We start from the raw sequence: 23292 nt of genomic DNA, 5'->3' as shown, positions 1-23292 counted from the left end.
CATGCAGAAATTCTTCCGCAATGTCGTGGGCGGGCGCGAAGGGCTGGCCGGACTGGCGATCCTGGCGCTGCTGCTTTTCGTGGTGTTTCCGCTGGCCCTGGACGTCTTCCGGCTCAATCTCATCGGCAAATACCTGTCCTATGCCTTTGTCGCGCTGGGGCTGGTGCTGTGCTGGGGCTATGGCGGCATCCTGAGCCTGGGCCAGGGCGTGTTCTTCGGCCTGGGCGGCTATTGCATGGCCATGTTCCTGAAGCTGGAAGCTTCCACGCCGGACGCCACCAAAATCCAGTCCACGCCCGGCATCCCGGACTTCATGGACTGGAACCAGCTAACCTCGCTTCCCTGGTTCTGGGTGCCCTTCAAGAGCTTCTGGTTCACCTTGTTGGCGGTGCCGGTGTTGCCCTGCCTGCTGGCGTTGATCCTGGGCGCGGCGATGTTCAAGCGCCGCGTGGGCGACACCTACTTCGCCATCGTGACGCAGGCCGTGGCCCTGATTCTCTCGGTGCTCATCATCGGCCAGCAAGGGTGGACCGGCGGCGTCAACGGCATCACCGACCTGAAGACGCTGCTGGGCTGGGACATCCGCACGGACAGCGCCCGGCTGGCGTTGTACTTCATCAACGGCGCGCTGCTGTTTGCCTGCATCCTGTTCGGCCGCTACCTGCTCTCCTCCAAGCTGGGCAAGCTCCTGATGGCGATGCGCGACAAGGAAGAGCGCGTGCGCTTCTCGGGCTATGACGTCGCCAGCTTCAAGGTGTTTGTGTTCTGCGTGGCCGCCGTCTTCTCGGCCATCGGCGGAGCCATGTTCACCTTGCAGGTAGGCTTCATGTCGCCGTCGTTCGTGGGCATCGTGCCTTCCATTGAAATGGTCATCTTCGCCGCGGTCGGCGGCCGCCTGTCCCTGCTGGGCGCGGTCTACGGCACGCTGCTGGTCAACTTCGGCAAAAGCTATTTCTCCGAGAGTTTTCCGCAGCTCTGGCTGTTCCTGATGGGCGGGCTGTTCATTGCCGTCGTGATGGCGTTCCCCAACGGGCTGGCCGGCCTGTACAACCAATACATCCAGAAACGCCTGGCGCGCAGGACCTCACGGCGCGAGGCGGATGGCGCCACGGAGGCAGCATGAACCCCTCAGCGTTCGCCCTGTACATCGAAGGCCTGACCGTCTCGTTCAATGGCTTTGTCGCCGTCAATGACCTCAACCTGTATGTCGACCAGGGAGAGCTGCGCGTGGTCATCGGCCCCAATGGCGCCGGCAAGACCACGCTGCTGGATTTGATCTGCGGCCGCACCAAGGCCACCAGCGGCTCGATCCGCTTCAAGGACACGGAGCTGACCGGCCTGGCCGAGTACGAAATCGTGCGCGCCGGCGTGGGCCGCAAGTTCCAGACCCCCTCCATCTACGAAACCCTGTCCGTGCGCGAAAACCTGGAAGTGTCGTACCCGGCCGGGCGCAGCGTGCTGGGCGCGTTGACCTTCAGGCGCAGTCCGGCGGTGCTTGAACGGGTCGAGCAGGTGGCCGAAGAGATCTTCCTGGCGGACCAGCTCGACCGCTCGGCGGAGTTGCTCTCGCACGGCCAGAAGCAATGGCTGGAGATCGGCATGCTGTTGATGCAGGAGCCCGAGCTGATGATGCTGGACGAACCGGTGGCCGGCATGAGCGTGTCCGAACGCGAGCGCACCGCCGAACTGCTCAATCGGATCAGCCGCAACCGATCGCTCATCGTGATCGAGCATGACATGGAATTCGTCAAGAACATCGCGCACAAGGTCACGGTGCTGCATCAGGGCCGTGTGCTGGCCGAGGGCAGCATGGACAAGGTGCAGTCCGATCCGCGCGTGGTTGAAGTCTATCTGGGTCATTGAAGCCGGGAGGCAACATGTTCAATATCGCTGGCCTGGTGTCAGGCTATGGCCAAAGCAAAGTCATCCATGGCGTCGACCTTGCGGTGGCGGCCGGTGAAATCGTCGCCGTCATGGGCCGCAACGGCATGGGCAAGACCACGCTATTCAAGACCATGATGGGCCTGCTGCCCGCCATGCAGGGCTCGATCTCGCTGGAGGGCAAGGCGCTCGAGCGCCTGGAGAGCCATCAGCGCGTGCGCAGCGGGGTGGCCTACGTGCCGCAGGGCCGCATGATCTTCCCGACGCTGACCGTGGAAGAGAACATCCGCACCGGCATGCGCGGGCGGGCGCTGCGCGACACCATCCCGGAAGACATCTACGCCCTGTTTCCGGTGCTGCACGAAATGCGCGGCCGGCGCGGCGGCGATCTGTCGGGCGGCCAGCAACAGCAGCTTGCCATCGCCCGCGCCCTGGTCACCAACCCGCGCGTGCTGCTGCTGGACGAGCCCACCGAGGGCATACAGCCGTCCATCATCAAGGACATCGCCCGCAGCCTGCTGGAGATCCGCAAGCTGCGCAACCTGGCCATCGTGGTGTCCGAGCAGGTCTTGAGTTTCACCATGCAGATCGCCGACCGCCTCATCGTGATCGACAAGGGCCGCTTCGTGCACGAAGACCCGCGCGAGCGCGTTGATGAGCAGACGATCAGCAAATACCTGTCTGTCTGAATTCATTGTCCATCTCAAAGGAGCATGACATGCCTGAAACCCTGATCAAGGTCGACCTGGCCCAATCCCCCTACGAAAACGAAGGCGTGCACAATCGCTGGCATCCCGACATCCCCATGGCGACGTGGGTCAGGCCGGGCGATGACTTCGTGCTCGAAACCTACGACTGGACCGGCGGCGCGATCAAGAACGATGACGATGCCTCCGATGTGCGCGATGTGGACCTGTCCACGGTGCACTTCCTGTCCGGCCCGGTCGGCGTCGAAGGCGCCGAACCCGGCGACCTGCTGGTGGTGGACTTGCTCGATATCGGCGCCAAGCCGGAGAGCCTGTGGGGCTTCAATGGCTTTTTCAGCAAGAACAACGGCGGCGGCTTTCTGACCGAGCACTTCCCGTCCGCGCAAAAGTCGATCTGGGATTTCGAAGGCATGTTCACCACCTCGCGCCATATCCCGGGCGTGCGCTTCGCCGGCCTGATCCATCCGGGCCTGATCGGCTGCCTGCCCGACCAGGCGCTGCTGGACAAGTGGAATGCGCGCGAGCAGAAGCTGATCGACAGCGACCCCGAGCGCGTTCCGCCCCTGGCCAATCCGCCGGCGCCCAAGACGGCGCACATGGGCAAGCTCAAGGGAGCCGAGCGCGATCGCGCGGCCGCCACCGGCGCGCGCACCGTGCCGCCGCGCGAGCATGGCGGCAATTGCGACATCAAGGACCTGTCGCGCGGGTCCCGGGTGTTCTTTCCGGTCTACGTCAAGGGCGGCGGCCTGTCGGTCGGCGACCTGCACTTTTCGCAGGGCGATGGCGAGATCACCTTCTGCGGCGCCATCGAAATGGCCGGCTGGGTGCATATGCGGGTGTCGCTCATCAAGGGCGGCATGGCCAAGTACGGCATCCGCAATCCCATCTTCAAGCCCAGCCCCGTCACGCCCAACTACAAGGACTACCTGATCTTCGAGGGCATTTCGGTCGATGAAGGCGGCAAGCAGCACTATCTGGACGTGCACATCGCCTATCGCCAGGCCTGCCTGAACGCCATCGAATACCTGAAGAAGTTCGGTTACTCGGGGGCGCAGGCGTATTCGATCCTGGGCACGGCGCCGGTGCAGGGGCACATCAGCGGCGTGGTGGACATTCCCAACGCCTGCGCCACGCTGTGGCTGCCCACCGAAATCTTCGACATCGACATCCAGCCCAACGCGCTGGGCGACGTGCCGCAGATAACGCGCGGCATGGACATGCCCATCGCCAAAGACCTGTGAGGAGCCGCCATGCCGCTCTATGACTACCGCTGCCAGGATTGCGGCGAGTTCTCCGTGCTGAGACCTTTGTCGCAATGGCGCGACCCCACTCCTTGCCCCGAATGCGGCGGCGCCTGCGAGCGCTTCGTCAGCGGCGCGCCGGCGGTCTCGGCGCTGTCCTCGGCCATGAACCGCGCCCGCGCCGCCAACGAACGCGCCGCCCACGAGCCGCGCAGCACCCGTGGCGGTCACGGCATGGGTTGCGGTTGCTGCGCCGGCGCCAAGGCCGCCGGCCGGACCCGCCAGACGGCCGACGGCGGCAAGACCTTCGCCGGCGCGCGGCCGTGGATGATCAGTCACTGAAAGCGGGCGGCGGGCGTCGCGGGTTCCGAATGGGACCGGCGGGCCATCGGCATGGCCCCGCAACGCCGGCCGCGCGCGCCCGTCATGTCGCCATCAGCTTGCCCAGCGTCGCCATGCCTTGCTCCATCGCCTCGTTCCAGGGATGGCCGCAGTTCAGCCGCAGGAAGTTGCCGAACGCGCCTGAGCTGGAGAACAACGGCCCCGGCGCGATGCTGATGCCATGGTCGAGCGCGGCGCGGTGCAGGCACAGGGTGTCGATGCGCGCCGGAAGCTCGACCCAGGTGAAGTAGCCGCCCAGCGGCCGCGTGGCGCGCGTGCCCTTGGGGAAGTAGCGCGCCACCGCCTGCAGCATCTCGCCCTGCTGCAAGGCCAGCGTCTGGCGGAACTGGCGCAGGTGGCGGTCGTAGCCGCCCTGCGCCAGATAGGCGGCAATCGCCGCCTGCGTCGGCGCGGCGGTGGCCAGGCTGGTGGTGAGCTTGTTGCGCATGATGGCGCGGGTGTAGCGCCCGGCCGCGACCCACCCGACGCGATAGCCCGGCGCCAGCGTCTTGGAGAACGACGAGCAGTGCATCACCATGCCCTCGGTGTCGAAGGCCTTGGCGGGACGCGGCCGCGTGGCGCCGAAGTACAGTTCGCCGTAGACGTCGTCCTCGATCAGCGCCACGCCGTGGCGCGCCAGCAGCCGGACCAGCGCTTCCTTCTTGGCCTCGGGCATCAGGCTGCCCAGCGGATTCTGGAAGGTTGTCATCAGCCAGCAGGCGCGCGGCTGGTGCTGCACGATGGCCCGCTCCAGCGCCTGCAGGTCGATGCCTTCGCGAGGATGCGTGGCCACCTCGATGGCGTGCAACTGGTTGCGTTCGAGCGACTGCAGGGCGGCGTAGAACGTCGGCGATTCGACGATCACCGCGTCACCCGGCCGCGTGACCGCGCTCAGGCACAGGTTGAGCGCGTCGAGCGCGCCGTTGGTGATGATGATGTCGTCCACCGGCACCGTCACTCCGTCGGCCAGGTAACGCAGCGCGATGGCGCGGCGCAGCGCGGGGTCGCCGGGGCTGAGATCGTCGATCGACCCCCACGGGTCCAGTTGCTGCACCGTGGTCGCCATGTAGCGCGCCAGCCGGCCGTAGGGCAGCAGCGACGGGCTGGGAAAGGCCGAGCCGAACGGCAGCATGTCGCGCCGCAGGGTGGCGTTGAGCACTTGCAGCACGTTGTCGCTGACATCGACCGGATGGCGGCCGGCGGCGGCGCTGGACAGGCCGTCGGGCTCGGGCAGCGCGGCCTGCGAGGCGCGCAGCACATAGTAGCCGGAGCGGTCGCGCGCGCGGATCAGGCCGCGCGCTTCCAGCAGGTAATAGGCCTTGAACACCGTCGACGGGCTGACGCCGCGGCTGGCGCTGGTCTGGCGCACCGAGGGCAGCCGGTCGCCCGCCTGCAGCAGGCCCGACAGGATCGAGGCGGTGATTTCTTCGGTCAGCCGTTCATAGCGCTTCATGGGGGGATCCGTGGAAGACGTCGGTTCAGGTCGACATGCCGATGGCGCGCATCACCAGCCGCAGCGCGCCGGCGGCCAGGCCCAGCGACGCCACGCCGCCGGCCCAGATCAACAGCAGCCACAGCAGCCGGCTGCGCCAGGAGGGCAGGGAGGTCGGCGCGGCCATCAGTGAAACGCCTCGCCGGTGCGCACCTTGCCGCGGAACACGTAATAGGACCAGGCGGTGTACATCAGGATAATCGGAATGATGGCGAGCGCGCCGACCAGGGCGAAGCCCAGGCTCTGCGGCGGCGCGGCCGCGGTCCAGATCGACACGTCCGGCGGGATCACGGCGGGCCAGATGCTGATGCCCAGGCCGCTGTAGCCCAGGAACACCAGGCACAGCGCCAGCACGAACGGTCCCGCGGCGGGCGCGCCGCACACGCGGCGCATCAGGTCGATGCCGGCGGCCGCCACCAGCAGCGGCACCGGCAGGAACCAGAACATGTTGGGCAGGCTGAACCAGCGCTGGGCGATATGCGGCTGCGCCAGCGGCGTCCACACGCTGAGCGCGGCGATCACCGCCAGCAGCGCCAGCGTCAGCGGCCGCGCCAGCGCGCACATGTGGCGATGCAGGCGGCCCTCGGTCTTCATGATGAGCCAGGTGCAGCCCAGCAGCGCATACGCCACCACCAGGCCGACGCCGGTGAACAGCGAGAACGGGCTGATCCAGTCCCACGGCCCGCCCTGGTAGGCGCGCTCGACCACCGGGATGCCCTCGATGTAGGCGCCCAGCGTCACGCCCTGGAAGAAGGTGGCGCAGAGCGAGCCCAGCACGAAGGCGCGGTCCCACAGCGCGCGGTGGCGCGGGTCGGCCTTGAAGCGGAACTCGAAGGCCACGCCGCGGAAGATCAGCCCCAGCAGCATGAACACCAGCGGCAGGTGCAGCGCGCTCAGGATCACCGAGTACGCCAGCGGAAACGCGGCCAGCAGCCCCGCGCCGCCCAGCACCAGCCAGGTTTCGTTGCCGTCCCACACGGGGGCGACGGTGTTGACCATGGCGTCGCGCTCCTCGGCGTCGCCGATCAGCGGAAAGAGGATGCCGATGCCCAGGTCGAAACCGTCCATCACCACGTACATCATCACGCCGAACAGGATGATGACGGCCCATATCAATGCAAGGTCGATGCCCATGGCCTCAGGCTCCTTTGAATCCAGGTTGCGCGGACGGGGCGTCCGCCGAGGTGGAGGCGGCCGACAGCGGCCGCGACGGCTGGCGCGGTTCGCCCGGGCCGCCGGACAGCGGCGCGTGGCCGGGCGCCGGGGTCGGGCCCATGCGGATCAGGCGCAGCATGTACGACACGCCGGCGCCGAACACGAACAGGTACACCGCCACGAACAGCGCCAGCGTCAGCGTCAATTCGCCCAGGCCGTGGCGGGTGGCGGCGTCGGCGGTGCGCATCACGCCATAGACGACCCATGGCTGGCGGCCGATCTCGGTCACGTACCAGCCGGCCAGGATCGCCACCAGCCCCGACGGCCCCATCCACAGCGCGAAACGCTGCAGCGCGCGCGACTGGTAAAGCCGTCCGCGCCAGCGCGCCCACAGCGCCCAGCCGGCCAGCAGGATCATCAGCATGCCCAGCCCCGCCATCACGCGGAACGACCAGAACACCACGGTGGCGTTGGGGCGGTCTTCGGGCGGATACGACTTCAGGCCGGGGAACTGACCATCCCAGCTATGCGTGAGGATCAGGCTGCCCAGGCGCGGCACGTTGAGCGCGTAGCGGGTCTCTTCGCGCTCCATGTCGGGAATGCCGAACAGCGTCAGCGGCACGCCCGCGCCCGGCTCGTTTTCCCAATGGCCTTCGATCGCGGCGATCTTGGCGGGCTGGTGCTTGAGCGTGTTCAGGCCATGGAAGTCGCCCACCACCGCCTGCAGCGGCGCCGAGATTGCCAGCATGGCCATCGCCATCGCGAACATCTTTTTCACCGCCGGGCTGCGGTCGCCGCGCAGCAGGTGCCAGGCGCCGGACGCGCCGACCATCAGCGCGGTGGCCAGGAACGCCGCGATGCCCATGTGCGCCAGCCGGTAGGGGAACGAGGGATTGAAGATCACCGCCAGCCAGTCGGTCGGCACCACGCGGCCGTCCAGGATCTCGTAGCCCGCGGGGGTCTGCATCCAACTGTTGGACGCCAGGATCCAGGTGGCCGACACCAGCGTGCCCAGCGCCACCATGATGGTCGAGAAGAAGTGCAGCCCCGGGCCCACGCGCGACCAGCCGAACAGCATCACGCCGAGAAAGCCGGCTTCCAGGAAGAAGGCCGTCAGCACCTCGTAGGCCAGCAGGGGCCCGGTGACGCTGCCGGCAAAATCGGAAAAGAAGCTCCAGTTGGTGCCGAACTGGTACGCCATCACCAGTCCGGACACCACGCCCATGCCGAAATTGACGGCGAAGATCTTGGTCCAGAAGTGGTAGAGATCGCGGTAGACGGTGTTGCGGGTGCGCAGCCAGCAGCCTTCGAGCACGGCCAGGTAGCTGGCCAGGCCGATGGTGATGGCTGGAAAGATGATGTGGAAGGAAATGGTGAATCCGAACTGTATTCGGGCAAGCAGTAGCGCGTCGCTATCCATGGCGGGTGATTCCTGACTTCAAGGCCCGCGCGTTCCTGCCGCCACCGGGCGGCGCGCGCGGACAGGCTGGTGCCTGTAGCGTCAAGATAGGCCGGCCCTGCTGAGCAGTACAGATTCAGAAGGCGGTGAAAAAAGCGGATCAGTTTGGCGGGCGTCGACGTGGAAATGGCGCGCCGCCATAGGGAAGACCGGCCGTTTTCATGAAAAGGGCCAGATCCGGCCGTTACAAAAAAAACAGCACAGCGGGACCGCTGTGCTGCCTGATCCTGCCGCCGGGGCAGGGCAAAGGGCATTCGTGTTCAGCCGCTCGCCGCTTTGCGGCGCGGGAGACGTCTATGTCGAACGCGTGGCGCGCTGGCGCTGGCGCAAGACGGTGACGGTTTCGCCGGCCACGCCCCAATTGTCGGTATCGACTTCCTCGATGACGACAAACGTGGCTTGCGGGTCCTTGCCGAGCACTCGCACCACCAGGTCGGTGGCGCCGCGGATCAGTTCGGCTTTCTGCTCGCGCGTGGCGCCTTCGCGGGTGATCTGGATGTTGATGTAAGGCATGTCTGTTCCTTGGCGGTTGGCAGCCGGCGCGCGCGCGCCGGCCAAAAGGCGTTGCCTTGCGGATTACCACCGGCCGGCAGTGGCTCCGCCATCGACGGGGATCACGGCCCCCGAGGTGAATGACGAGTCGGTCAGGTACAGCACCGCATCGACCACGTCCCCGGTGTCGCCGCGCCGCCCGGAGGGCGAAAGCCGGTTCAGGAAATCCGCGTCGCCGTTTTCATGCATCGGCGTTTGGATGATACCCGGGGCCACCGCGTTGACCCGGACGCGGTGCGGCGCCAATTCCAGGGCCAGTGCCTTGGTGGCCTGGTTCAGGCCGCCCTTGACCAGGACGGGAAGCAGCGCGGGCACTTGTTGCAGCGGTTGCATGGCGATGCTGGCGGTGATGTTGACGATGTGCCCGCCGCCATGGGCGGCCATATGCGCCGCTGCGAGTTGCGACGGATAGAAGAAGCCCTTGAGGTTGGTACTGAACAATTGGTCGACGTCGTCGGCGGTGTAGTCGCCCACCGGCTTGGCGATGAAGATGCCGGCGTTGTTGACCAGCACGTCGACCTTGCCGAAGGCCTGCGTAGCGCGTTCGAACAGGGCGCGCGCGGTGTCGGGATCGCCGATGTCGCCGGGCACGCCGATGAAGCGAGGCGGATTGCCCAGTTGGCGCGCTGCCTGGGCCAGGCGCTCGGCGCCGCGGGCATTGCCGACGACATTGTCGCCGCGCTCCAGGTAGGCGCGGGCAATGGCCAGGCCGATGCCGCTGGAGGCGCCGGTCACGATGATGGTTTTGGCGGGATGGGTCATGTCTGGACTCCGGATAAGAAGGGGTAGCGCCACTCTACTTATGACCCGAAACGTGATAAACACCTCAAAGATCAAATCTATGCATACATCATGTAATGAGTCTGGCGGGCTCCGCCAGGCCAGCCAGGACGACATTCATGCAACGTCGCTTCGAAGACCTGATGCTCGGCAGCGTGGAGCTGTTCTGCCTGGCAGCCGAACTGCAGAGCTTTACCGCCGCCGCCAATGCGGCCGGCGTGACGCCGGCCGCCGTCAGCCGCTCGGTGTCGCGGCTGGAAGAGCGCCTCGGCGTCCGCCTGTTCGTGCGCACCACACGCCAGATCCGCCTGACCGCGGCGGGCCTGCGCTACATGGAGCAGTGCCGTTCTGCCCTGGCGTTGCTGACCGAGGCCGAACGCGAGGTCACCGGGCAGCAGGCCGAGCCCGCGGGCAAGCTGCGCATCAGCATGCCCACGCCGTATGCCCATCACCGCGTGCTGCCATTGCTGGGCGAGTTCCGCCAGCGGTACCCGCAGGTGCAGGTCGATGTGCACATCAGCAACCGCAATGTCGACTTCGCCGAAGAAGGCTACGACCTTGCCATTCGCGGCCGGCTGCCGCCGGACTCGAATCTGGTGGCGCGCAAGCTGGAAGACGCGGAACTGGTGCTGGTGGCGGCCCCGGGCTATCTGCGGCGCGCGGGCACGCCGCGCACCCTGGAGGATCTCGACGGGCACGACTGCATCCAGTTCGAGTTGCCCAGCACCGGTCGCAACATCCCATGGATATTCATGCGTGACGGCCGGCAGATCGACGTGCCGACCCATGGCGGCACCAGTTGCTCGGGCGATGTGCTGGGCGGCGTCAGTTTGGCGCGCCATGGCGCGGGGTTGTTCCAGGCGTACCGCTTCACCGTGCAGGAGGATCTGCGGCGCGGCGATCTGGTGGAGGTGTTGCCGCGCTTTGGCGGCGCCACGCGGCCATTCACTTTGCTCTACCCGCACGTGCGCCATGTGTCGTTGCGGGTGAGGACATTTGCCGACTTCCTGCTGGAGCGCCTGCGACGCTAGCCGCCGCGCCGCGGATCAGGCGCCCATGTCCCCGAGCCTGGCGCTGGACCGGCATCTGGCGGATGGCCGCATCGACCTCGTCCAGGGGGGCGATGCGGCCATCCGTGGCGGAGGCGTCAGTACATGTGCTGCCCGCCGTTCATGGCGACATTGCTGCCGGTCATGAACGCCGCCGCATCGCTGCAGATGAACGCCACCAGCGCGGCGATTTCGTCGGGCTGGCCCAGCCGGCCCAGCGGAATCTGCGGCAGGATCTTCTCCTTGAGCACGTCTTCCGGCACGGCCTCGACCATGCGCGTGGCCAGGTAGCCCGGCGACACCGTGTTGACCGTGACGCCTTTCCTGGCCAGCTCCAGCGCCAACGACTTGGTGAAGCCGTGGATGCCGGCCTTCGAGGCGGCGTAGTTGGTCTGCCCGAAGGCGCCCTTGGATCCGTTCACCGACGAGATGTTGACGATGCGTCCCCAGCCACGGTCGGCCATCGGCCCGCACAGCGGTTGCGTCATGTTGAACATCGAATCGAGATTGCTGCGCAGCACGTCGTTCCAGTCCGCGTAGCTCATCTTGCGCAGGCTGGCGTCGCGGGTGATGCCGGCGTTGTTGACCAGGATGTCGATCTGGCGGCCCTCGTCCGCCAGGCGCCGGGCCAACGCCTGGCACGAGTCGTAGTCGGCCACGTCGACCTTGGCCATGTCGTAGCGGCGGCCGGCGGCCGCCTCCTCGTCGAGCCATTCGCGCGTGGCCGCTTCGCTGGAGTGGCATGTGACGATGACGTCGTGGCCGGCATCGAGCAGGGCCCGGGCGATGGCGCGGCCCAGGCACCCGGCGCCGCCGGTGATGAGCGCGGTGCGTTTAGTCGCCATGGCGCGCTCCAAACTGGCTGGCCTCGCGCATGGCCGAGCAGGCCGAGGTCATCTGGTCGCAATACGACGACCACATGCGCGTCAACGGCGAATCGGCCAGGCCGCCGCTGGCCGCGGCCGAGGCGTTGCGCAGCCAGCCGCTCACGGCTTCGCTGACGCCGGCGGCCATCGCCGCCTGGTCTTCCAGCGCGGCGTGGGTGATGGCCTGGCTGGCTTCGAGTTGGCACTGCCATTGCTTGCGCGTGACCTCGCCCAGCGCCGGGGCGATGTTCTGCCAGTTGCCGTCGAGCTTGAGCGGCGCCAGCGTCGACAGGTACTGGCCGGTGCCGTCACTGGCCAGGCGCTGGCCCAGTTGCAGCCAGCGCTGCTGGCTTTCGCGCGCCAGTTCGCCCAGTCGTTGGCAATAGGCGGCGTAGGCGCCAGCGAGGTCCGGGGGCGTGGGGGCGTTTGTCTTCTTCATCATGCGTCCTTTTAAGAGAGTGGTAAGGGGCAACGAATGCACATGCCTCACGCCATCTGGCTGAGGGTCTTGCGGAAACGGGTCAACGAGAAGGCGAACAGGACGCTGCCGATCAGCGCCAGCGCCAGGAACGGTTGCCATACGACGCCAAGGCCGGCGCCACGAAAGAGAATTGCCTGGCCGAGTTCCACGAAATGGGTGGTGGGCGCGGCCAGCATGATGTTCTGCACGAAGTCCGGCATGCTCTCGCGCGGCGTGGTGCCGCCGGACAGCATCTGCAGCGGCAGCAGCACCAGCACCAGCAGCATGCCGAATTGCGGCATGCTGCGCGCGAGGGTGGCCATGAAGATGCCCATGGAGGTGGTCGCGAACAGGTGCAGCGCCACCCCGGCCAGGAACAGCGCCACCGATCCCTCGACCGGCACCTGCAGCAGGCCACGCACGACGAATGTCAACGATAGCGCAGCCGACACCAGGACGACCAGCCCCATGGACCAGACTTTCGCCAGCATGATCTCGGTCGGCGTAACCGGCATGACCAGCAGGTGCTCGATGGTGCCATGCTCGCGCTCGCGGATTAGCGCCGCGCCGGTCAGGATGATGGACAGCATCGTGACGTTGTTGATGATCTCCATCAGGCTGCCGAACCAGGCCTGCGTCAGGTTGGGGTTGAAGCGCATGCGCACCGCCAGGTCCACCGGCAGCTCGGTCGGCTTGCGGTAGCGCTTGACGAATTCGTTGATCTCGTCGGTGATGATCTGCTGGATGTAACTGCTGCCGGTGAACGCCTGGCTCATGCGGGTGGCGTCCACGTTCAACTGGATCTCGGCCGGCCTGCCGGCCAGCACGTCGCGCTGGAAGTTCGGCGGCACGTTGACCACGAAGGTGTAGCGCCCGGCGTCCATGCCGGCGTCGGCCTCGGCCGAGGTGACCATCGCCGGTCGCGTGAAGTGCGGCGGGTAGAACGCCGAGGTGATGCGCGCGGACAGCGGCGAGACGTCCTCGTCCACGACCGCGATGGCCGCGTTGTGCAGCGACTCGGGCACGGCGGTGGCGGCGGTGTAGATCATCAGCGTGAACGACACGAAGATCAGGACCAGCATCATCGGATCGCGCGCCAGGCTCCACAGCTCCTTGACGCCCAGGCGGAAAATATTGGCGGCATGTCGCGGCATGGTTCAGGTCTCCTGCTTTCTCAGAAGCAGCACCGACGCGCCCAGGATCACGGGGATCGCGACGATCAGGGGCCAGAACGACCCCTGCAGGTTGGAGAAATCCAGCGCCTTGCTGAACACGCCGCGGCTGATGGTGAGCATGTGGGTGGCGGGGTAGACCTGCCCGATCAGCTTGCCGCCGCCTTCCAGCGACGACACCGGGTTGAGCAGGCCGGCGAACTGCACCGCCGGCACCAGCGTGCCGATCATGGTGAAGAACAGCGCCGCGATCTGGCTGCGGGTGAAGGTCGAGGCCAGCAGGCCGATGGCGGTGGCCACCACGTTGTAGATCAGCGCGGCCGCCAGCAACGTGAGGAAGCTGCCGGTGATCGGCACGCCGAACAGCGTCACCGCCAGCAGCGTCATCAGCAGGAAGTTCAGCATCGCCAGCGCCACGTAGGGCGCCTGCTTGCCCAGCAGGAATTCCAGCCGCGTCACCGGCGTGACGTACAGGTTGATGATCGAACCCAGCTCCTTTTCGCGCACCACCGCCAGCGCGGTCAGCATGGCCGGCATCATCAGCAACAGCAGCGGGATCACGGCCGGCACCATGGCCGGCAGGCTGCGCACGTCGGGGTTGTAGCGAAAGCGCGTCTCGATGCCGACCTGCTGCGTGGCGCCGGCGCCCAGCCGTTCGCGCGCCTGCTGTTGCAGCCAGCCCTGGTGCATGCCCAGCACGTAGCCGCGGATGGTCTCGGCGCGCTGCGGCATGGCGCCGTCGATCCAGACGCCGATCTGGGCATCGCGGCCGCGCGCGGCGTCGCGCGCGAAACCCTGCGGAATCTCGATCGCCAGCGACAGTTCGCCGCTGCGCATGCGCGCATCCATGTCCTGGTAGCTGGTGATCGGCGGCTGCTCGATGAAGTAGCGCGAGCCGGCCAGGTTCAGGCTGTAGTTCTGGCTCAGCGCGGTCTGGTCGCGGTCCATCACCGCGTAGCGCAGGTCTTCCACGTCCAGGCTGATGCCAAAGCCGATCACGAACATCAGCAGTAGCGAGCCGGCCAGCGCCAGCGTGGCGCGCACCGGATCGCGGCGCAGTTCCAGCGCCTCGCGCCACATGTAGCTGAACATGCGCTGCAGGCTGAAGCCGCGCGGCGCGTGCACCGGTTCCGGCGCTGGCGCGACGGGCGCCGGTTCGATTGCCGGCGACGCGTCGGGCGCGGTGCCCGCGCCCGCGTCGATCAGGTAGGCGATGAAGGCTTCCTCCAGCGTCTTCGCGCCGCGCATCCGGGTGATTTCGTCGGGGGCGGCGCTCACCAGCACCTTGCCGGCGTGCATCAGCGACATGCGGTCGCAGCGCTGCGCCTCGTTCATGAAATGGGTCGAGATGAAGATGGTGACCTGGTCCTGCCGCGCCAGCGCGATCAGCAGGCGCCAGAAGTTGTCGCGCGCCACCGGGTCCACGCCCGAGGTCGGCTCGTCCAGGATCAGCAGCTCGGGCTTGTGCACCATGGCTACCGCCAGCGACAGGCGCTGGCGCACGCCCATCGGCAGCTTCTCGGGCAGATCGTCCAGCGCTTCGCCCAGCTCGAAGCGCGTCACCATTTCGTCCACGCGGCCGGGGATGTCCGCTTCGGGCACGTGGAACAGGCGCGCGTGCAGCACCAGGTTCTGGCGCACGGTCAGCTCGCCGTACAGCGAAAACGCCTGCGACATGTAGCCGACCCGGCGGCGCGTGTCGAGGTTGCGCGGATCGACTTCGGCGCCGAACAGCCAGGCCTGGCCTTCGCTGGCCGGCAACAGGCCGGTCAGCATCTTCATGGTGGTGGACTTGCCGCAGCCGTTGGAGCCCAGAAAGCCGAAGATTTCGCCCTTGCGGATGCGGAAGTTGACATGGTCCACGGCGACGAAATCACCGAAGCGCATGGTCAGGTCGCGCGCCTCGATGGCGATGGGCGCGTCATCGCCCAGCGCCAGCGGCGTGATCTCGACGGGCTTGTGCCCGCGCCGCTTCTCTTCGGGCAGCAGCGCGATGAAGGCGGCCTCCAGCGAGTCGGCCCCGGTCCGCTGGCGCAATTCGTCGGGCGTGCCGGTGGCCAGCACCCGGCCGTCGTCCATGGCGATGAGCCAGTCGAAGCGTTGCGCCTCGTCCATGTAGGCGGTGGCGACAATCACGCTCATGCCCGGGCGTTCGCGCCGGATCTGATTGATCAGGTCCCAGAACTGGGCCCGCGCCAGCGGGTCGACGCCGGTGGTGGGTTCGTCCAGGATCAACAGGTCGGGGTCGTGGATCAGCGCGCAGCACAGGCCCAGCTTCTGCTTCATGCCGCCGGACAGCTTGCCCGCCGGGCGCGACAGGAACGCGGCCATGCCGGTGCTGCGCGTCAGGCTGTCGATGCGGCGGCGGCGCTCGGCCTCCCCATGGCCGAACAGGCGGCCGAAGAATTGCAGGTTCTCCTCCACCGACAGGGTGGGGTAGAGATTCTTGCCCAGGCCTTGCGGCATGTAGGCGATGCGCGGGCAGACGTCATCGCGGTGGCGCTTGTCGGCCATGTCGCCGCCCAGCACCTCGACGGCGCCTTCCTGCACCGCGCGCGATCCCGCGATCAGCGCCAGCAGGCTCGACTTGCCCACGCCGTCCGGGCCGATCAGGCCGACCATGCGGCCGGCGGGGATGTCCAGCGAAATGGCGTCCAGCGCCAGCGTCTTGCCGTAGCGCAGCGATACCCCCGACAGCTTGACCACCGGAGCGGGGGAGGCCGTCGTGGTCGCGGCCATCACGGCACCTTGACTTCAAGGTTGGCGGGCCACTGCGCGTCGGCATCCAGTTTCAGCCAGGCCACGCCGGGCAGGCCGGTCTTGACCTGTTGCAGGTGCTGGCGCAGCAGTTCGGGAGCGATCTGCGCCTTGACGCGGAACATCAGCTTCTGCCGCTCGGTGGCGGTCTCGACGGTCTTGGGGGTGAACTGCGCGGTGCTGGCCACGAACGACACCTTGGCGGGAATCACGTACTGCGGCGCCGCGTCCAGCACGATGCGCACGTCCTGGCCCAGCGCGACGCGGCCGGCCGCCTGTTCCGGCAGGAAGAAGGTCATGTAGACATCGGCCAGGTCGACCATGTTCAGCACCTTGCCGCCCGCGCCCAGCACTTCGCCGGCCTGCGCCACGCGGTACTGCACCCGGCCGTCGCGCGGGGCGCGCAGTTCGCTGTCGGCGATGTCGGCCTCGATGCGGGCGATGGTGGCCAGCGCCGCGTTGACCGCCGACTGGGCGCCCACCTGCGCCGCCTTGGCGGCGTCGATGGCCGCCTGCGCCGCCTTGACCTGGGCGCGCGCGGCGTTGACGGCGGCCTGCGCGCTGCGCATGCGGGCGCGGTCGTCATCCAGTTCCTGGATCGACGAGGCGCCCTCCCTGGACAGGGTCTCGGAGCGCGCCAGGCGCCGGCGCGCGGCGTCCAGCTCGCTTTCGCGCTGCGCCACCACGGCCTCGGCGGCCAGCTTGTCGCTCTCGCGCTGAGCGATCTGGGCGCTGGCGCTGGCGGCGTTGTTGATGGCCTGCTGGTGTTGGGCGCGCGCTTCCTCGCGCTGGGCCTGCAGCGTGTCGATCTGCATGCGGGCCAGCGGCTGGCCGGCGCTGACGAAATCGCCCTCGGCCACCAGCACGTCCTGGACCCGTCCGGCCAGCTTGGTGGCGACGTCGACCTCGGTGGCCTCGATGCGGCCATTGCCGCTGACGAAGCCCGCGCCGGGGCCGGTGTCGGACAGCAGGCGCCAGCCGTAGTAGCCGGCGGCAGCCACGGCTACGATCGCGAGCAGGGGAATCAGTTTTCGGGTGGGCAACTTCATGATGCGGATCCTGTGTTGAGCGGCAGGGGGCCAGGCGGGGTCGCGGGCTGGGCGGCGGCGCGCGCCTGCGTGCCGCCGCCCAGCGCGGCATACAGGCCGACGCGGGCAGACAGCAGCGCGCGGCGGGTCTGCACCAGCGTCTGCTGCGCGGCCAGCAGGTCGCGCTGCGCGTCCAGGACCTCAAGATAGGGCGAGGCGCCGTGGTCGTAGCGCAGCTTGGCCAGGCGCGCGCGTTCGGCCTGCGCTTCCACGGTGGCGCGCAATACCTGGACCTGTTCGGCCAGCCACCGGCGCGCCGATAAGGCGTCGGCAACGTCCTTGAAGGCGCCCTGGATGGCGCGCTCGTAGCTGGCCACGGCCTGATCGCGCCGGACTTCGGCCAGGTCGAGGTTGGCGCCGCGGCGTCCGGCGTCGAAGATCGGCAGGTCAATGCTGGGTGCGAAATTCCAGGCGCGGCTGCCGCTGCCGAACAGGCCATCCAGCTCGGCGCTGGCGGTGCCGAATGCGCCGGTCAGCGTGATGCGCGGAAAGAAGGCGGCGCGGGCCGCGCCGATGTTGGCGTTGGCCGCGCGCAGCTGGTGTTCGGCGGCGACGATGTCGGGCCGGTTGGTCAGCAGGTCCGACGGCAGCCCCGCCGGCAGGTCGCGCATGACGCTGTCGTCGTCCAGGCCGGCGCGCGGCAGCGGCAGCGTCAGGGGCTGGCCGGTCAGCAGCTCCAGCGCATGGGCCTGGGTGGCGCGGGCCTGTTCCAGATCGGCGCCCAGCGCCCGGGCCTGCTGCCACAGCGTCTCGACCTGCGTCAGGTCCAGTTTCGAGATCGAGCCGACTTCGTAGCGCCGGCGGAATATGCGCAGCGACTCCTCGCGCGACGCGATCGTCGCGCGCGTCAGCGCCAGTCGCTCATCCAGTTCGCGCAGCGACAGATAGCTGTCGGCAACCTGCGCGATCAGGGTCAGCGTGGCGGCTTCGGCGGCGGCGTCGGACGCCAGGTAGTTCTCCAGCGCGGCGTCCTTGAGGCTGCGCACGCGGCCCCAGAAGTCCAGCTCCCATGTCGCCATGCCGACGCCGGCCTGGTATTGGCTGGCCACTTGCGGCTGGCCGGTGACGTTCAGGTCGCCCGGGGTGCGGGCGCGGGTGCCGTCCGCGCGCAGGCCGATGGTGGGGAACTGGTCGGCGCGTTGAATGCCGTAGAGCGCTTGCGCTTCCTCGACGCGCAGCAGGGCCACGCGCAGGTCGCGGTTGTGCGCCAGGGCGTCGCCGATCAGCCCTTGCAGCACGGGATCGGTGAAGTAGCCGCGCCAGTCGATCCGGGCCGCGCTCAGCGCCGCGCCGCCGGGCGTGGCGGCCTGATCGGGGTAGGTGGCGGCCACCGGCGTTGCGGGCCGCACGTATTGCGGCGCCATCGACACGCAGCCCTGCGCCAGCAGCACGGCCAGGGCGGCCGGCGCCAGCCGGGCGGCACGCCATCGCGAAAGGGGGCGGCGGGTCATGCTCATTTCTCCATCACATAAGCGCCGGGCGCGTCGTCCAGCGCGGGATAGCCTTTGCGCGCGGCGCCCAGGGCGGGGGGGCGGACCGGCTGGCCGGACAGCGCGTCGAGCCAGCCGCGCCAGTGCGGCCACCACGAGCCTTCATGTGGCGTGGCCGCCGCCAGCCAGGCCTCCGGGGTCAGCGCCGGCTGTCCCGCCGCGCGCAGCAGGCTGCGAAAGCGCCGCCGCGGATGGCCCGGTTCGCTGACGATGCCGGCGTTGTGGCCGCCGCTGGTCAGCACGAACGTCAGCGCGGCCGGCGACAGGCCGTGCAGCTTGTAGACCGAACGCCACGGCGCCACATGGTCCGTCTCGGTGCCGACGCAGAAGATCGGCAGGCTCAGGTCCTCCAGTCGCACCGGTCGGCCATCCACGGCGAAGCGGCCGGCGGCCAGGTCGTTGTCCAGGTACAGGTGGCGCAGGTACTGGCCGTGCATGCGCGCGGGCATGCGGGTGGCGTCGGCGTTCCAGGCCTGCAGGTCGGTCATGGGGCGGCGCTGGCCCAGCAGGTATTCGCTGGTCATGCGCGACCACACCAACTGGCGTGCGCGCAACAGCTGGAACGCGCCGCTCATCTGGCGCGCCGGGAAATAGCCCAGCGCCGTCATTTCGGCCTCCATCAGCGCAACCTGGAAGGCATCGATGAACAGGCCCAGCTCGCCGGGTTCGCTGAAGTCGGTCTGCGCCGCCAGCAGGCTCAGGCTGGCCAGGCGGCGGTCGCCGTCGCGCGCCATGGCGCTGGCGGCCATGGCGAGCAGGGTGCCGCCCAGGCAGTAGCCCGTCGCATGTACCCTGGCGCCGGGCACGATGGCCTCGATCGCCGCCAGCGGCTCGCGCACGCCCAGGCGCAGGTAATCCTCCAGGCCCAGATCGCGATCGGCCGCCGTGGGGTTCTTCCATGACACGCAGAACACCGTGTAGCCCTGGCCGACCAGATAGCGGATCAGCGAGTTGTGGGGCGACAGATCGAGCACGTAGTACTTCATGATCCAGGCCGGCACGATGAGGATCGGCTCGGGCCGCACCCGGCCGGTCGCGGGCCGGTACTGGATCAGCTCGGCCAGGTGATTGCGCAGAATTACCTGGCCGGGGGTGGCGGCAACCTCGTGGCCAGGGCGGAAGTGTTCGGCGCCGGCGGGCGGCAGCCCGGCCCACTGGCGCAGGCCGTCCTCCCAGGCGTGGCAGGCGCCGCGCAGCAGGTTGGCGCCGCTTTCTTCCAGCGTCTGGCGCCACACCAGGGGATTGGTGTAGGGATTGTTGTCGGGCGCCAGCGGTTCCAGCCACTGGCGCGCGGCGAAGGCCGCCAGCGCGCGCTGGTGCGGGTCGGCCAGGGGCAGGGCGCGGGCAAACGTGTCCCAGCCCTGCTCGGCCTGCATGAACCCCTGGCACCACAGCGCAAAGGGCCACTGCCGCCAGGCGTCGTCATCGAACCGGCCTGCGTGCGCCGCATTCTGCTGGGGGGCTGGCGGGGGCGTGATCGGCATGAGGGCTCCGGGGCGCGCGGGGGCGGGATTGCCTCGCGTGGGGACGGATCGTCGCGCAACCGGGCTTGTGGCCTGGCGTCGGACAAATCCGACTTCGAAACCATTGTGCCGCCGCTGGCCTGATCAATCCTTGATCAGGATCAAGCTAACGACTGACCGGTCGGTTTTTAATGGAGCGGTTGGCCGGCGGTGCGTCCGCGCGCCAATTCGCACAGGGAGCAGTGGTGATGAGCACGCAACGTCTGCGTCTCCCTCCGACCGTGCGCGTCGGGCAGATCCTCGACGCCGCGCTGCAGGAGTTCTCGGCCGCCGGCTATGCCGGCGCCCGCATGGACGACATCGCCTTGCGCGCGGGGTTGTCCAAGGGAGGCCTGTACGCGCACTTCGCCAGCAAGGAAGAGGTCTTCGAGGCGCTGCTGGCGCGCTACCTCTGTCCGCCCCGTCTCGATGCCCGCGCCCTGGTCGAAGGCTCCTCCAGCCCCCGCCACCTGGCCGAGCGGCTCGTCAATCATCTCTATGCCAGCCTCGCCAACCCCGCCATGATCGCCGCCATGCGCCTGCTGCTGGCCGAAAGCCTGCGCGTGCCGCACCTGGCGCGCCGCTGGCGCGAACAGACCGCCGACGCCCACCAGGCCGACATCGCGCAATTGCTGGAACTGGCCCGCGCGCGCGGCCTGTGCGGCGACGGCGCCGCGTTGCGGCACCCGTGGCTGCTGTTGTCGCCGGTGGTCCACGCCATCTTCATGGCGATCCTGCTCGGACCGGATGAACGCCTCAACCTGCCGCAGCGGCGCGAGGCGCATGTGGCGCTGATCTGCGACCTGCTGTAGCCCGTCACTACCAACGGTAGCTGGCGGTGGCGATTACGGTGCGAGGATCGCCGTAATAGCAATTGCCGTAGCCGCAGTTGGCGAAATAGGTCTTGTTGGTCAGGTTGCGAGCGTTCAGCGCCAGGCTCCAGCGGTCGATGTCATAGCCGATCATTGCGTCGAACAGCACGAACGACGGCACCTGTTTGGGGGCCAGGCTGCCATCACCGTAGTTGGCGCCGGTGAAGCGCGCGCCCACACCTACCTTGATACGCGATTCGAAGCGGTAGTCGACCCACAGCGAGGCCCGGTTCCGCGGCACGGCGGTGGCCTGCCTGCCGATTTCATCGGGGTTGCTGCTGGCCGTGACCGCGGCTTTGGGTGTCCACGAATACGCGGCGATCACGTTCAGGCGCGGAATCGGCTGCACGGTGGCCTCGAATTCGACGCCACGCACCGTGACCTCGCCGGTTTGCCGGGGAATGGAGTCGGCGTCGTAGGTAATGTAGTTGCGGCGCCGCAGGTCGAACGCCGCCACGCTGTAGCTGTCCTTGGTGCCGGGAGGCTGGTAGCGCAGTCCGGCCTCGTACTGGCGGCTGGTCTCCGGCTTGAATGGCTTGCGCTGCGAGGAGTCGACGGTGGCGGTGGGAATGAAGGACTCGCCATAGCTGACGTACGGCGCCCAGCCGGTCGGATCCACGTAGACCAGGCCGGCGCGGCTGGTGAACTTGTGGCTGCTGATGCGGGTGGTGGTGCCGTCCTGGCGGTCCCGCAGCTTGTTGTCGGCGCTGTCATAGCGGCCGCCCAGGGTGGCGACCCAGCGCTCGTTCCATTTGATCTGATCCTGCAGGTACACCCCCGTCTGCGCCAGCGTCAGGTCCGCATCCATCCAGGGCTTGGCGCGCGTGATCGGCCCCTGGCGGTACTTCGGGTCGTTGATGTCCAGCGGTGGCGCCTTGCCACCGCTGAAGCTGACCTGGTCGATGCGGTTGCGCTGGTAGTCCACGCCCACCAGGATGCGGTGGTGCCAATTGCCCAGACTCAGGTCGGTCTGGACCTGGTTGTCCACGTTGAAGCTGGCGATATGTTCGCGGCTGCCGAACGCCGAGCGCCGCAACACCTGGTAGTTGGCAGGATCCGTGACGTCGTCATTGACGCTGGCATAGCCGCTGGCTTGCACCGCCGAATAATCGAGGTCCAGGTGGCCGTAGCGCAGGTTCTGGCGCAGCGTCAGCGCATCGCTGACGCGGTGTTCCAATTCGTAGCCGGCCATCCACTGGGTCTGGTTGAAGTAGTCATAGCCGGGTTCGCCGACGAACAGCGATGCAGGGATGTGCGTGCCGGCCGGCGTCGGCACCAGCGAGCCTACGGCCGGGCGGGCCCGCGTGTAGGTGCCGCCGCGCTTGGTCGCGTACTGCGTCAGCAACGTCAGGGTGGTGTCCGTCGACGGCCGCCAGGTCAGCGATGGGGCCAGGTACAGCCTGTCGTTGTCGATGCCATGGGCAGGCAGTTCGGAGTCCAGGCCCATGCCGACGAAACGGTACAGCCACTTGCCGTCTTCATCCATCGGGCCGGTGAAGTCGGCGGCGAGGCGGCGGCGCTGATGGTCGCCCACCTGCGCCTGCAACTCGCGCAGCGGCTCCTCCTGCGGGCGCTTGCTCACCACGTTGATCAGGCCGCCGGGGCCCGTCTGCCCGAACAGCACCGATGCCGGTCCTCGCAGCAGTTCGATGCGCTCCGCGCCGTAGTTTTCGGTCTGCCAGATGCCCCAGTTGCCGTTGTTGCGCAAGGGCAGCCCGTCCAGGTAGAAGCCGGGCGTATAGGCGTCGAAGCCGCGCAGCGACACCCAGTCGTAGCGCGAGTCCGAGCCATAGGTCGTGGTGGAGACGCCGGGCGTGTAGGCCAGGGCGTCCTTGATGTTGGTGGCGCCCAGCGTGTTGTAGCGGTCCGCGGTGATGACCGAGATCGACTGCGGTGTCTCGATGATAGGCGTGTCGGTCTTGGTCGCGGTGGCGCTGCGACGCGCCACGTAGCCCTGCACCGGGCCCCAGGCGTTCTCGGCGGCGCCGGTGACGCTGATCGGCGTGAGTATCGGCACCGCCTGTGCATTGCGCTTGAATGTGAGCGCCCCGCCGGGCAGTGCCACGGGCTCCAGTCCCGAACCGGCGGTCACGTGGCGCAGCGCCTCGTCCAGCGTATAGCTGCCATGCAGCGCGGGCGCGTCCAGGCCCCGCATCAACGCCGGGTCCACTGACAGCACGCGGTCATTCTGTACCGCGATGCGGTTGAGCGTGGTGGCTAACGGCGCGGCAGGCAGGTCGTAGACCAGTCGCGCCGGTTGCGCGAAGGCGGCGGGGGCGGTCAACGCGGCCGTCAAGAGCAGACTGGCGCGGGAGAGGCGGGGCATGTCGGGGGATCTCCGGGAGAGCACAAGTGGGTGGATTTACCCGGAGGTGTATCGGCGGCGAA

General features: G+C 68.1%; 21 protein-coding genes. 7 read left to right on the top strand and 14 right to left on the bottom strand.

Annotation, left to right across the window (positions count from 1 at the left end; translation table 11 throughout):
• Window position 1: 1 nt before the first annotated feature.
• From urtC to AAID08_RS25420, 5 genes are read left to right on the top strand one after another with little or no spacing between them, the layout of a single operon-like run.
• Window positions 2-1123, top strand: a complete 1122-nt coding sequence (gene urtC / locus AAID08_RS25440) for an urea ABC transporter permease subunit UrtC (RefSeq protein ID WP_054500611.1) — start codon at window positions 2-4, stop codon at window positions 1121-1123.
• Window positions 1120-1863 carry an urea ABC transporter ATP-binding protein UrtD gene (urtD, locus tag AAID08_RS25435; RefSeq protein WP_064524741.1) on the top strand — a complete coding sequence of 248 codons (744 nt, stop codon included), beginning with the start codon at window positions 1120-1122 and terminating at the stop codon, window positions 1861-1863. Before urtC ends, urtD begins: the two co-directional genes overlap by 4 nt.
• Window positions 1864-1877: 14 nt before the next feature.
• The gene (urtE, locus tag AAID08_RS25430; RefSeq protein ID WP_064524738.1) at window positions 1878-2570 is read left to right on the top strand and encodes an urea ABC transporter ATP-binding subunit UrtE; all 693 of its coding nucleotides are present in this window, start codon (window positions 1878-1880) and stop codon (window positions 2568-2570) included.
• A gap of 29 nt (window positions 2571-2599) precedes the next feature.
• Window positions 2600-3829: a formamidase gene (gene fmdA, locus AAID08_RS25425; RefSeq protein ID WP_064524736.1), complete on the top strand. Its 1230-nt coding sequence runs from the start codon at window positions 2600-2602 to the stop codon at window positions 3827-3829.
• Between the two features lie 9 nt (window positions 3830-3838).
• Window positions 3839-4171, top strand: a complete 333-nt coding sequence (locus AAID08_RS25420; RefSeq protein WP_395757061.1) for a zinc ribbon domain-containing protein — start codon at window positions 3839-3841, stop codon at window positions 4169-4171.
• A gap of 82 nt (window positions 4172-4253) precedes the next feature.
• Here AAID08_RS25420 and AAID08_RS25415 read toward each other — a convergent pair whose 3' ends face one another.
• From AAID08_RS25415 to AAID08_RS25390, 6 genes are all read right to left on the bottom strand, one after another.
• Complete coding sequence (locus tag AAID08_RS25415; RefSeq protein WP_064524733.1) at window positions 4254-5663, bottom strand: PLP-dependent aminotransferase family protein; 1410 nt, start codon at window positions 5661-5663, stop codon at window positions 4254-4256.
• 25 nt (window positions 5664-5688) lie between these two features.
• On the bottom strand, window positions 5689-5829 hold the full coding sequence (locus tag AAID08_RS25410; protein ID WP_080977493.1) for a DUF2474 family protein: 141 nt from the start codon (window positions 5827-5829) through the stop codon (window positions 5689-5691).
• Window positions 5829-6836 (bottom strand): cytochrome d ubiquinol oxidase subunit II, encoded by a 1008-nt coding sequence (gene cydB / locus AAID08_RS25405; RefSeq protein ID WP_064524731.1) that lies wholly within the window; start codon window positions 6834-6836, stop codon window positions 5829-5831. Before cydB ends, AAID08_RS25410 begins: the two co-directional genes overlap by 1 nt.
• 4 nt (window positions 6837-6840) lie before the next feature.
• Window positions 6841-8277: a cytochrome ubiquinol oxidase subunit I gene (locus AAID08_RS25400; protein WP_054414937.1), complete on the bottom strand. Its 1437-nt coding sequence runs from the start codon at window positions 8275-8277 to the stop codon at window positions 6841-6843.
• A 333-nt stretch (window positions 8278-8610) separates the two neighbouring features.
• Window positions 8611-8829 carry a 4-oxalocrotonate tautomerase family protein gene (locus AAID08_RS25395; RefSeq protein ID WP_047991913.1) on the bottom strand — a complete coding sequence of 73 codons (219 nt, stop codon included), beginning with the start codon at window positions 8827-8829 and terminating at the stop codon, window positions 8611-8613.
• Between the two features lie 63 nt (window positions 8830-8892).
• Window positions 8893-9630, bottom strand: coding sequence for an SDR family NAD(P)-dependent oxidoreductase (locus AAID08_RS25390; RefSeq protein ID WP_064524729.1), 738 nt, complete (start codon window positions 9628-9630; stop codon window positions 8893-8895).
• A 137-nt stretch (window positions 9631-9767) separates the two neighbouring features.
• On the opposite strand from AAID08_RS25390, the gene AAID08_RS25385 reads away from it, so the two are divergent.
• Window positions 9768-10679, top strand: a complete 912-nt coding sequence (locus AAID08_RS25385; protein ID WP_054500619.1) for a LysR family transcriptional regulator — start codon at window positions 9768-9770, stop codon at window positions 10677-10679.
• 116 nt (window positions 10680-10795) lie between these two features.
• On the opposite strand, the gene phbB is transcribed toward AAID08_RS25385, so the two are convergent.
• From phbB to AAID08_RS25350, 7 genes are read right to left on the bottom strand one after another with little or no spacing between them, the layout of a single operon-like run.
• Complete coding sequence (gene phbB, locus AAID08_RS25380) at window positions 10796-11542, bottom strand: acetoacetyl-CoA reductase (protein ID WP_395757060.1); 747 nt, start codon at window positions 11540-11542, stop codon at window positions 10796-10798.
• Window positions 11532-12005, bottom strand: a complete 474-nt coding sequence (locus tag AAID08_RS25375) for a hypothetical protein (protein ID WP_054500621.1) — start codon at window positions 12003-12005, stop codon at window positions 11532-11534. The genes phbB and AAID08_RS25375 overlap by 11 nt, the downstream gene beginning before the upstream one ends.
• 44 nt (window positions 12006-12049) lie before the next feature.
• A complete protein-coding gene (locus AAID08_RS25370; protein ID WP_054500622.1) occupies window positions 12050-13177 on the bottom strand; it encodes an ABC transporter permease in 1128 nt (375 codons plus the stop codon).
• Between the two features lie 3 nt (window positions 13178-13180).
• Window positions 13181-15934: a ribosome-associated ATPase/putative transporter RbbA gene (gene rbbA, locus AAID08_RS25365; protein WP_175143457.1), complete on the bottom strand. Its 2754-nt coding sequence runs from the start codon at window positions 15932-15934 to the stop codon at window positions 13181-13183.
• The gene (locus AAID08_RS25360; protein ID WP_054414947.1) at window positions 15934-17001 is read right to left on the bottom strand and encodes an HlyD family secretion protein; all 1068 of its coding nucleotides are present in this window, start codon (window positions 16999-17001) and stop codon (window positions 15934-15936) included. Before AAID08_RS25360 ends, rbbA begins: the two co-directional genes overlap by 1 nt.
• On the bottom strand, window positions 16998-18491 hold the full coding sequence (locus AAID08_RS25355) for an efflux transporter outer membrane subunit (RefSeq protein ID WP_395757059.1): 1494 nt from the start codon (window positions 18489-18491) through the stop codon (window positions 16998-17000). The genes AAID08_RS25360 and AAID08_RS25355 overlap by 4 nt, the downstream gene beginning before the upstream one ends.
• Window positions 18492-18493: 2 nt before the next feature.
• The gene (locus tag AAID08_RS25350) at window positions 18494-20014 is read right to left on the bottom strand and encodes a PHA/PHB synthase family protein (protein ID WP_395757058.1); all 1521 of its coding nucleotides are present in this window, start codon (window positions 20012-20014) and stop codon (window positions 18494-18496) included.
• A gap of 227 nt (window positions 20015-20241) precedes the next feature.
• Here AAID08_RS25350 and AAID08_RS25345 point away from each other — a divergent pair, with 227 nt between their 5' ends.
• Window positions 20242-20844: a TetR/AcrR family transcriptional regulator gene (locus AAID08_RS25345; protein ID WP_049076280.1), complete on the top strand. Its 603-nt coding sequence runs from the start codon at window positions 20242-20244 to the stop codon at window positions 20842-20844.
• A 7-nt stretch (window positions 20845-20851) separates the two neighbouring features.
• Here AAID08_RS25345 and AAID08_RS25340 read toward each other — a convergent pair whose 3' ends face one another.
• Entirely contained in the window at window positions 20852-23230 is a 2379-nt protein-coding gene (locus AAID08_RS25340; protein ID WP_269872097.1) for a TonB-dependent siderophore receptor, read from the bottom strand.
• Between the last annotated feature and the right edge of the window lie 62 nt (window positions 23231-23292).

The sequence above is a fragment of the Achromobacter sp. EB05 genome (assembly GCF_044232075.1).
In the GTDB taxonomy this organism is placed as follows: domain Bacteria; phylum Pseudomonadota; class Gammaproteobacteria; order Burkholderiales; family Burkholderiaceae_B; genus Achromobacter; species Achromobacter dolens.
This window is presented reverse-complemented; position numbering and strand designations above follow the sequence as displayed.

Excerpts from the sequence above, each read along its gene's own strand:
- urtC (WP_054500611.1), top strand. The coding sequence starts at position 2 with ATGCAGAAATTCTTCCGCAATGTCGTGGGCGGGCGCGAAGGGCTGGCC.
- urtD (WP_064524741.1), top strand. The coding sequence starts at position 1,120 with ATGAACCCCTCAGCGTTCGCCCTGTACATCGAAGGCCTGACCGTCTCG.
- urtE (WP_064524738.1), top strand. The coding sequence starts at position 1,878 with ATGTTCAATATCGCTGGCCTGGTGTCAGGCTATGGCCAAAGCAAAGTC.
- fmdA (WP_064524736.1), top strand. The coding sequence starts at position 2,600 with ATGCCTGAAACCCTGATCAAGGTCGACCTGGCCCAATCCCCCTACGAA.
- AAID08_RS25420 (WP_395757061.1), top strand. The coding sequence starts at position 3,839 with ATGCCGCTCTATGACTACCGCTGCCAGGATTGCGGCGAGTTCTCCGTG.
- AAID08_RS25415 (WP_064524733.1), bottom strand. The coding sequence starts at position 5,663 with ATGAAGCGCTATGAACGGCTGACCGAAGAAATCACCGCCTCGATCCTG.
- AAID08_RS25410 (WP_080977493.1), bottom strand. The coding sequence starts at position 5,829 with ATGGCCGCGCCGACCTCCCTGCCCTCCTGGCGCAGCCGGCTGCTGTGG.
- cydB (WP_064524731.1), bottom strand. The coding sequence starts at position 6,836 with ATGGGCATCGACCTTGCATTGATATGGGCCGTCATCATCCTGTTCGGC.
- AAID08_RS25400 (WP_054414937.1), bottom strand. The coding sequence starts at position 8,277 with ATGGATAGCGACGCGCTACTGCTTGCCCGAATACAGTTCGGATTCACC.
- AAID08_RS25395 (WP_047991913.1), bottom strand. The coding sequence starts at position 8,829 with ATGCCTTACATCAACATCCAGATCACCCGCGAAGGCGCCACGCGCGAG.
- AAID08_RS25390 (WP_064524729.1), bottom strand. The coding sequence starts at position 9,630 with ATGACCCATCCCGCCAAAACCATCATCGTGACCGGCGCCTCCAGCGGC.
- AAID08_RS25385 (WP_054500619.1), top strand. The coding sequence starts at position 9,768 with ATGCAACGTCGCTTCGAAGACCTGATGCTCGGCAGCGTGGAGCTGTTC.
- phbB (WP_395757060.1), bottom strand. The coding sequence starts at position 11,542 with ATGGCGACTAAACGCACCGCGCTCATCACCGGCGGCGCCGGGTGCCTG.
- AAID08_RS25375 (WP_054500621.1), bottom strand. The coding sequence starts at position 12,005 with ATGATGAAGAAGACAAACGCCCCCACGCCCCCGGACCTCGCTGGCGCC.
- AAID08_RS25370 (WP_054500622.1), bottom strand. The coding sequence starts at position 13,177 with ATGCCGCGACATGCCGCCAATATTTTCCGCCTGGGCGTCAAGGAGCTG.
- rbbA (WP_175143457.1), bottom strand. The coding sequence starts at position 15,934 with ATGGCCGCGACCACGACGGCCTCCCCCGCTCCGGTGGTCAAGCTGTCG.
- AAID08_RS25360 (WP_054414947.1), bottom strand. The coding sequence starts at position 17,001 with ATGAAGTTGCCCACCCGAAAACTGATTCCCCTGCTCGCGATCGTAGCC.
- AAID08_RS25355 (WP_395757059.1), bottom strand. The coding sequence starts at position 18,491 with ATGACCCGCCGCCCCCTTTCGCGATGGCGTGCCGCCCGGCTGGCGCCG.
- AAID08_RS25350 (WP_395757058.1), bottom strand. The coding sequence starts at position 20,014 with ATGCCGATCACGCCCCCGCCAGCCCCCCAGCAGAATGCGGCGCACGCA.
- AAID08_RS25345 (WP_049076280.1), top strand. The coding sequence starts at position 20,242 with ATGAGCACGCAACGTCTGCGTCTCCCTCCGACCGTGCGCGTCGGGCAG.
- AAID08_RS25340 (WP_269872097.1), bottom strand. The coding sequence starts at position 23,230 with ATGCCCCGCCTCTCCCGCGCCAGTCTGCTCTTGACGGCCGCGTTGACC.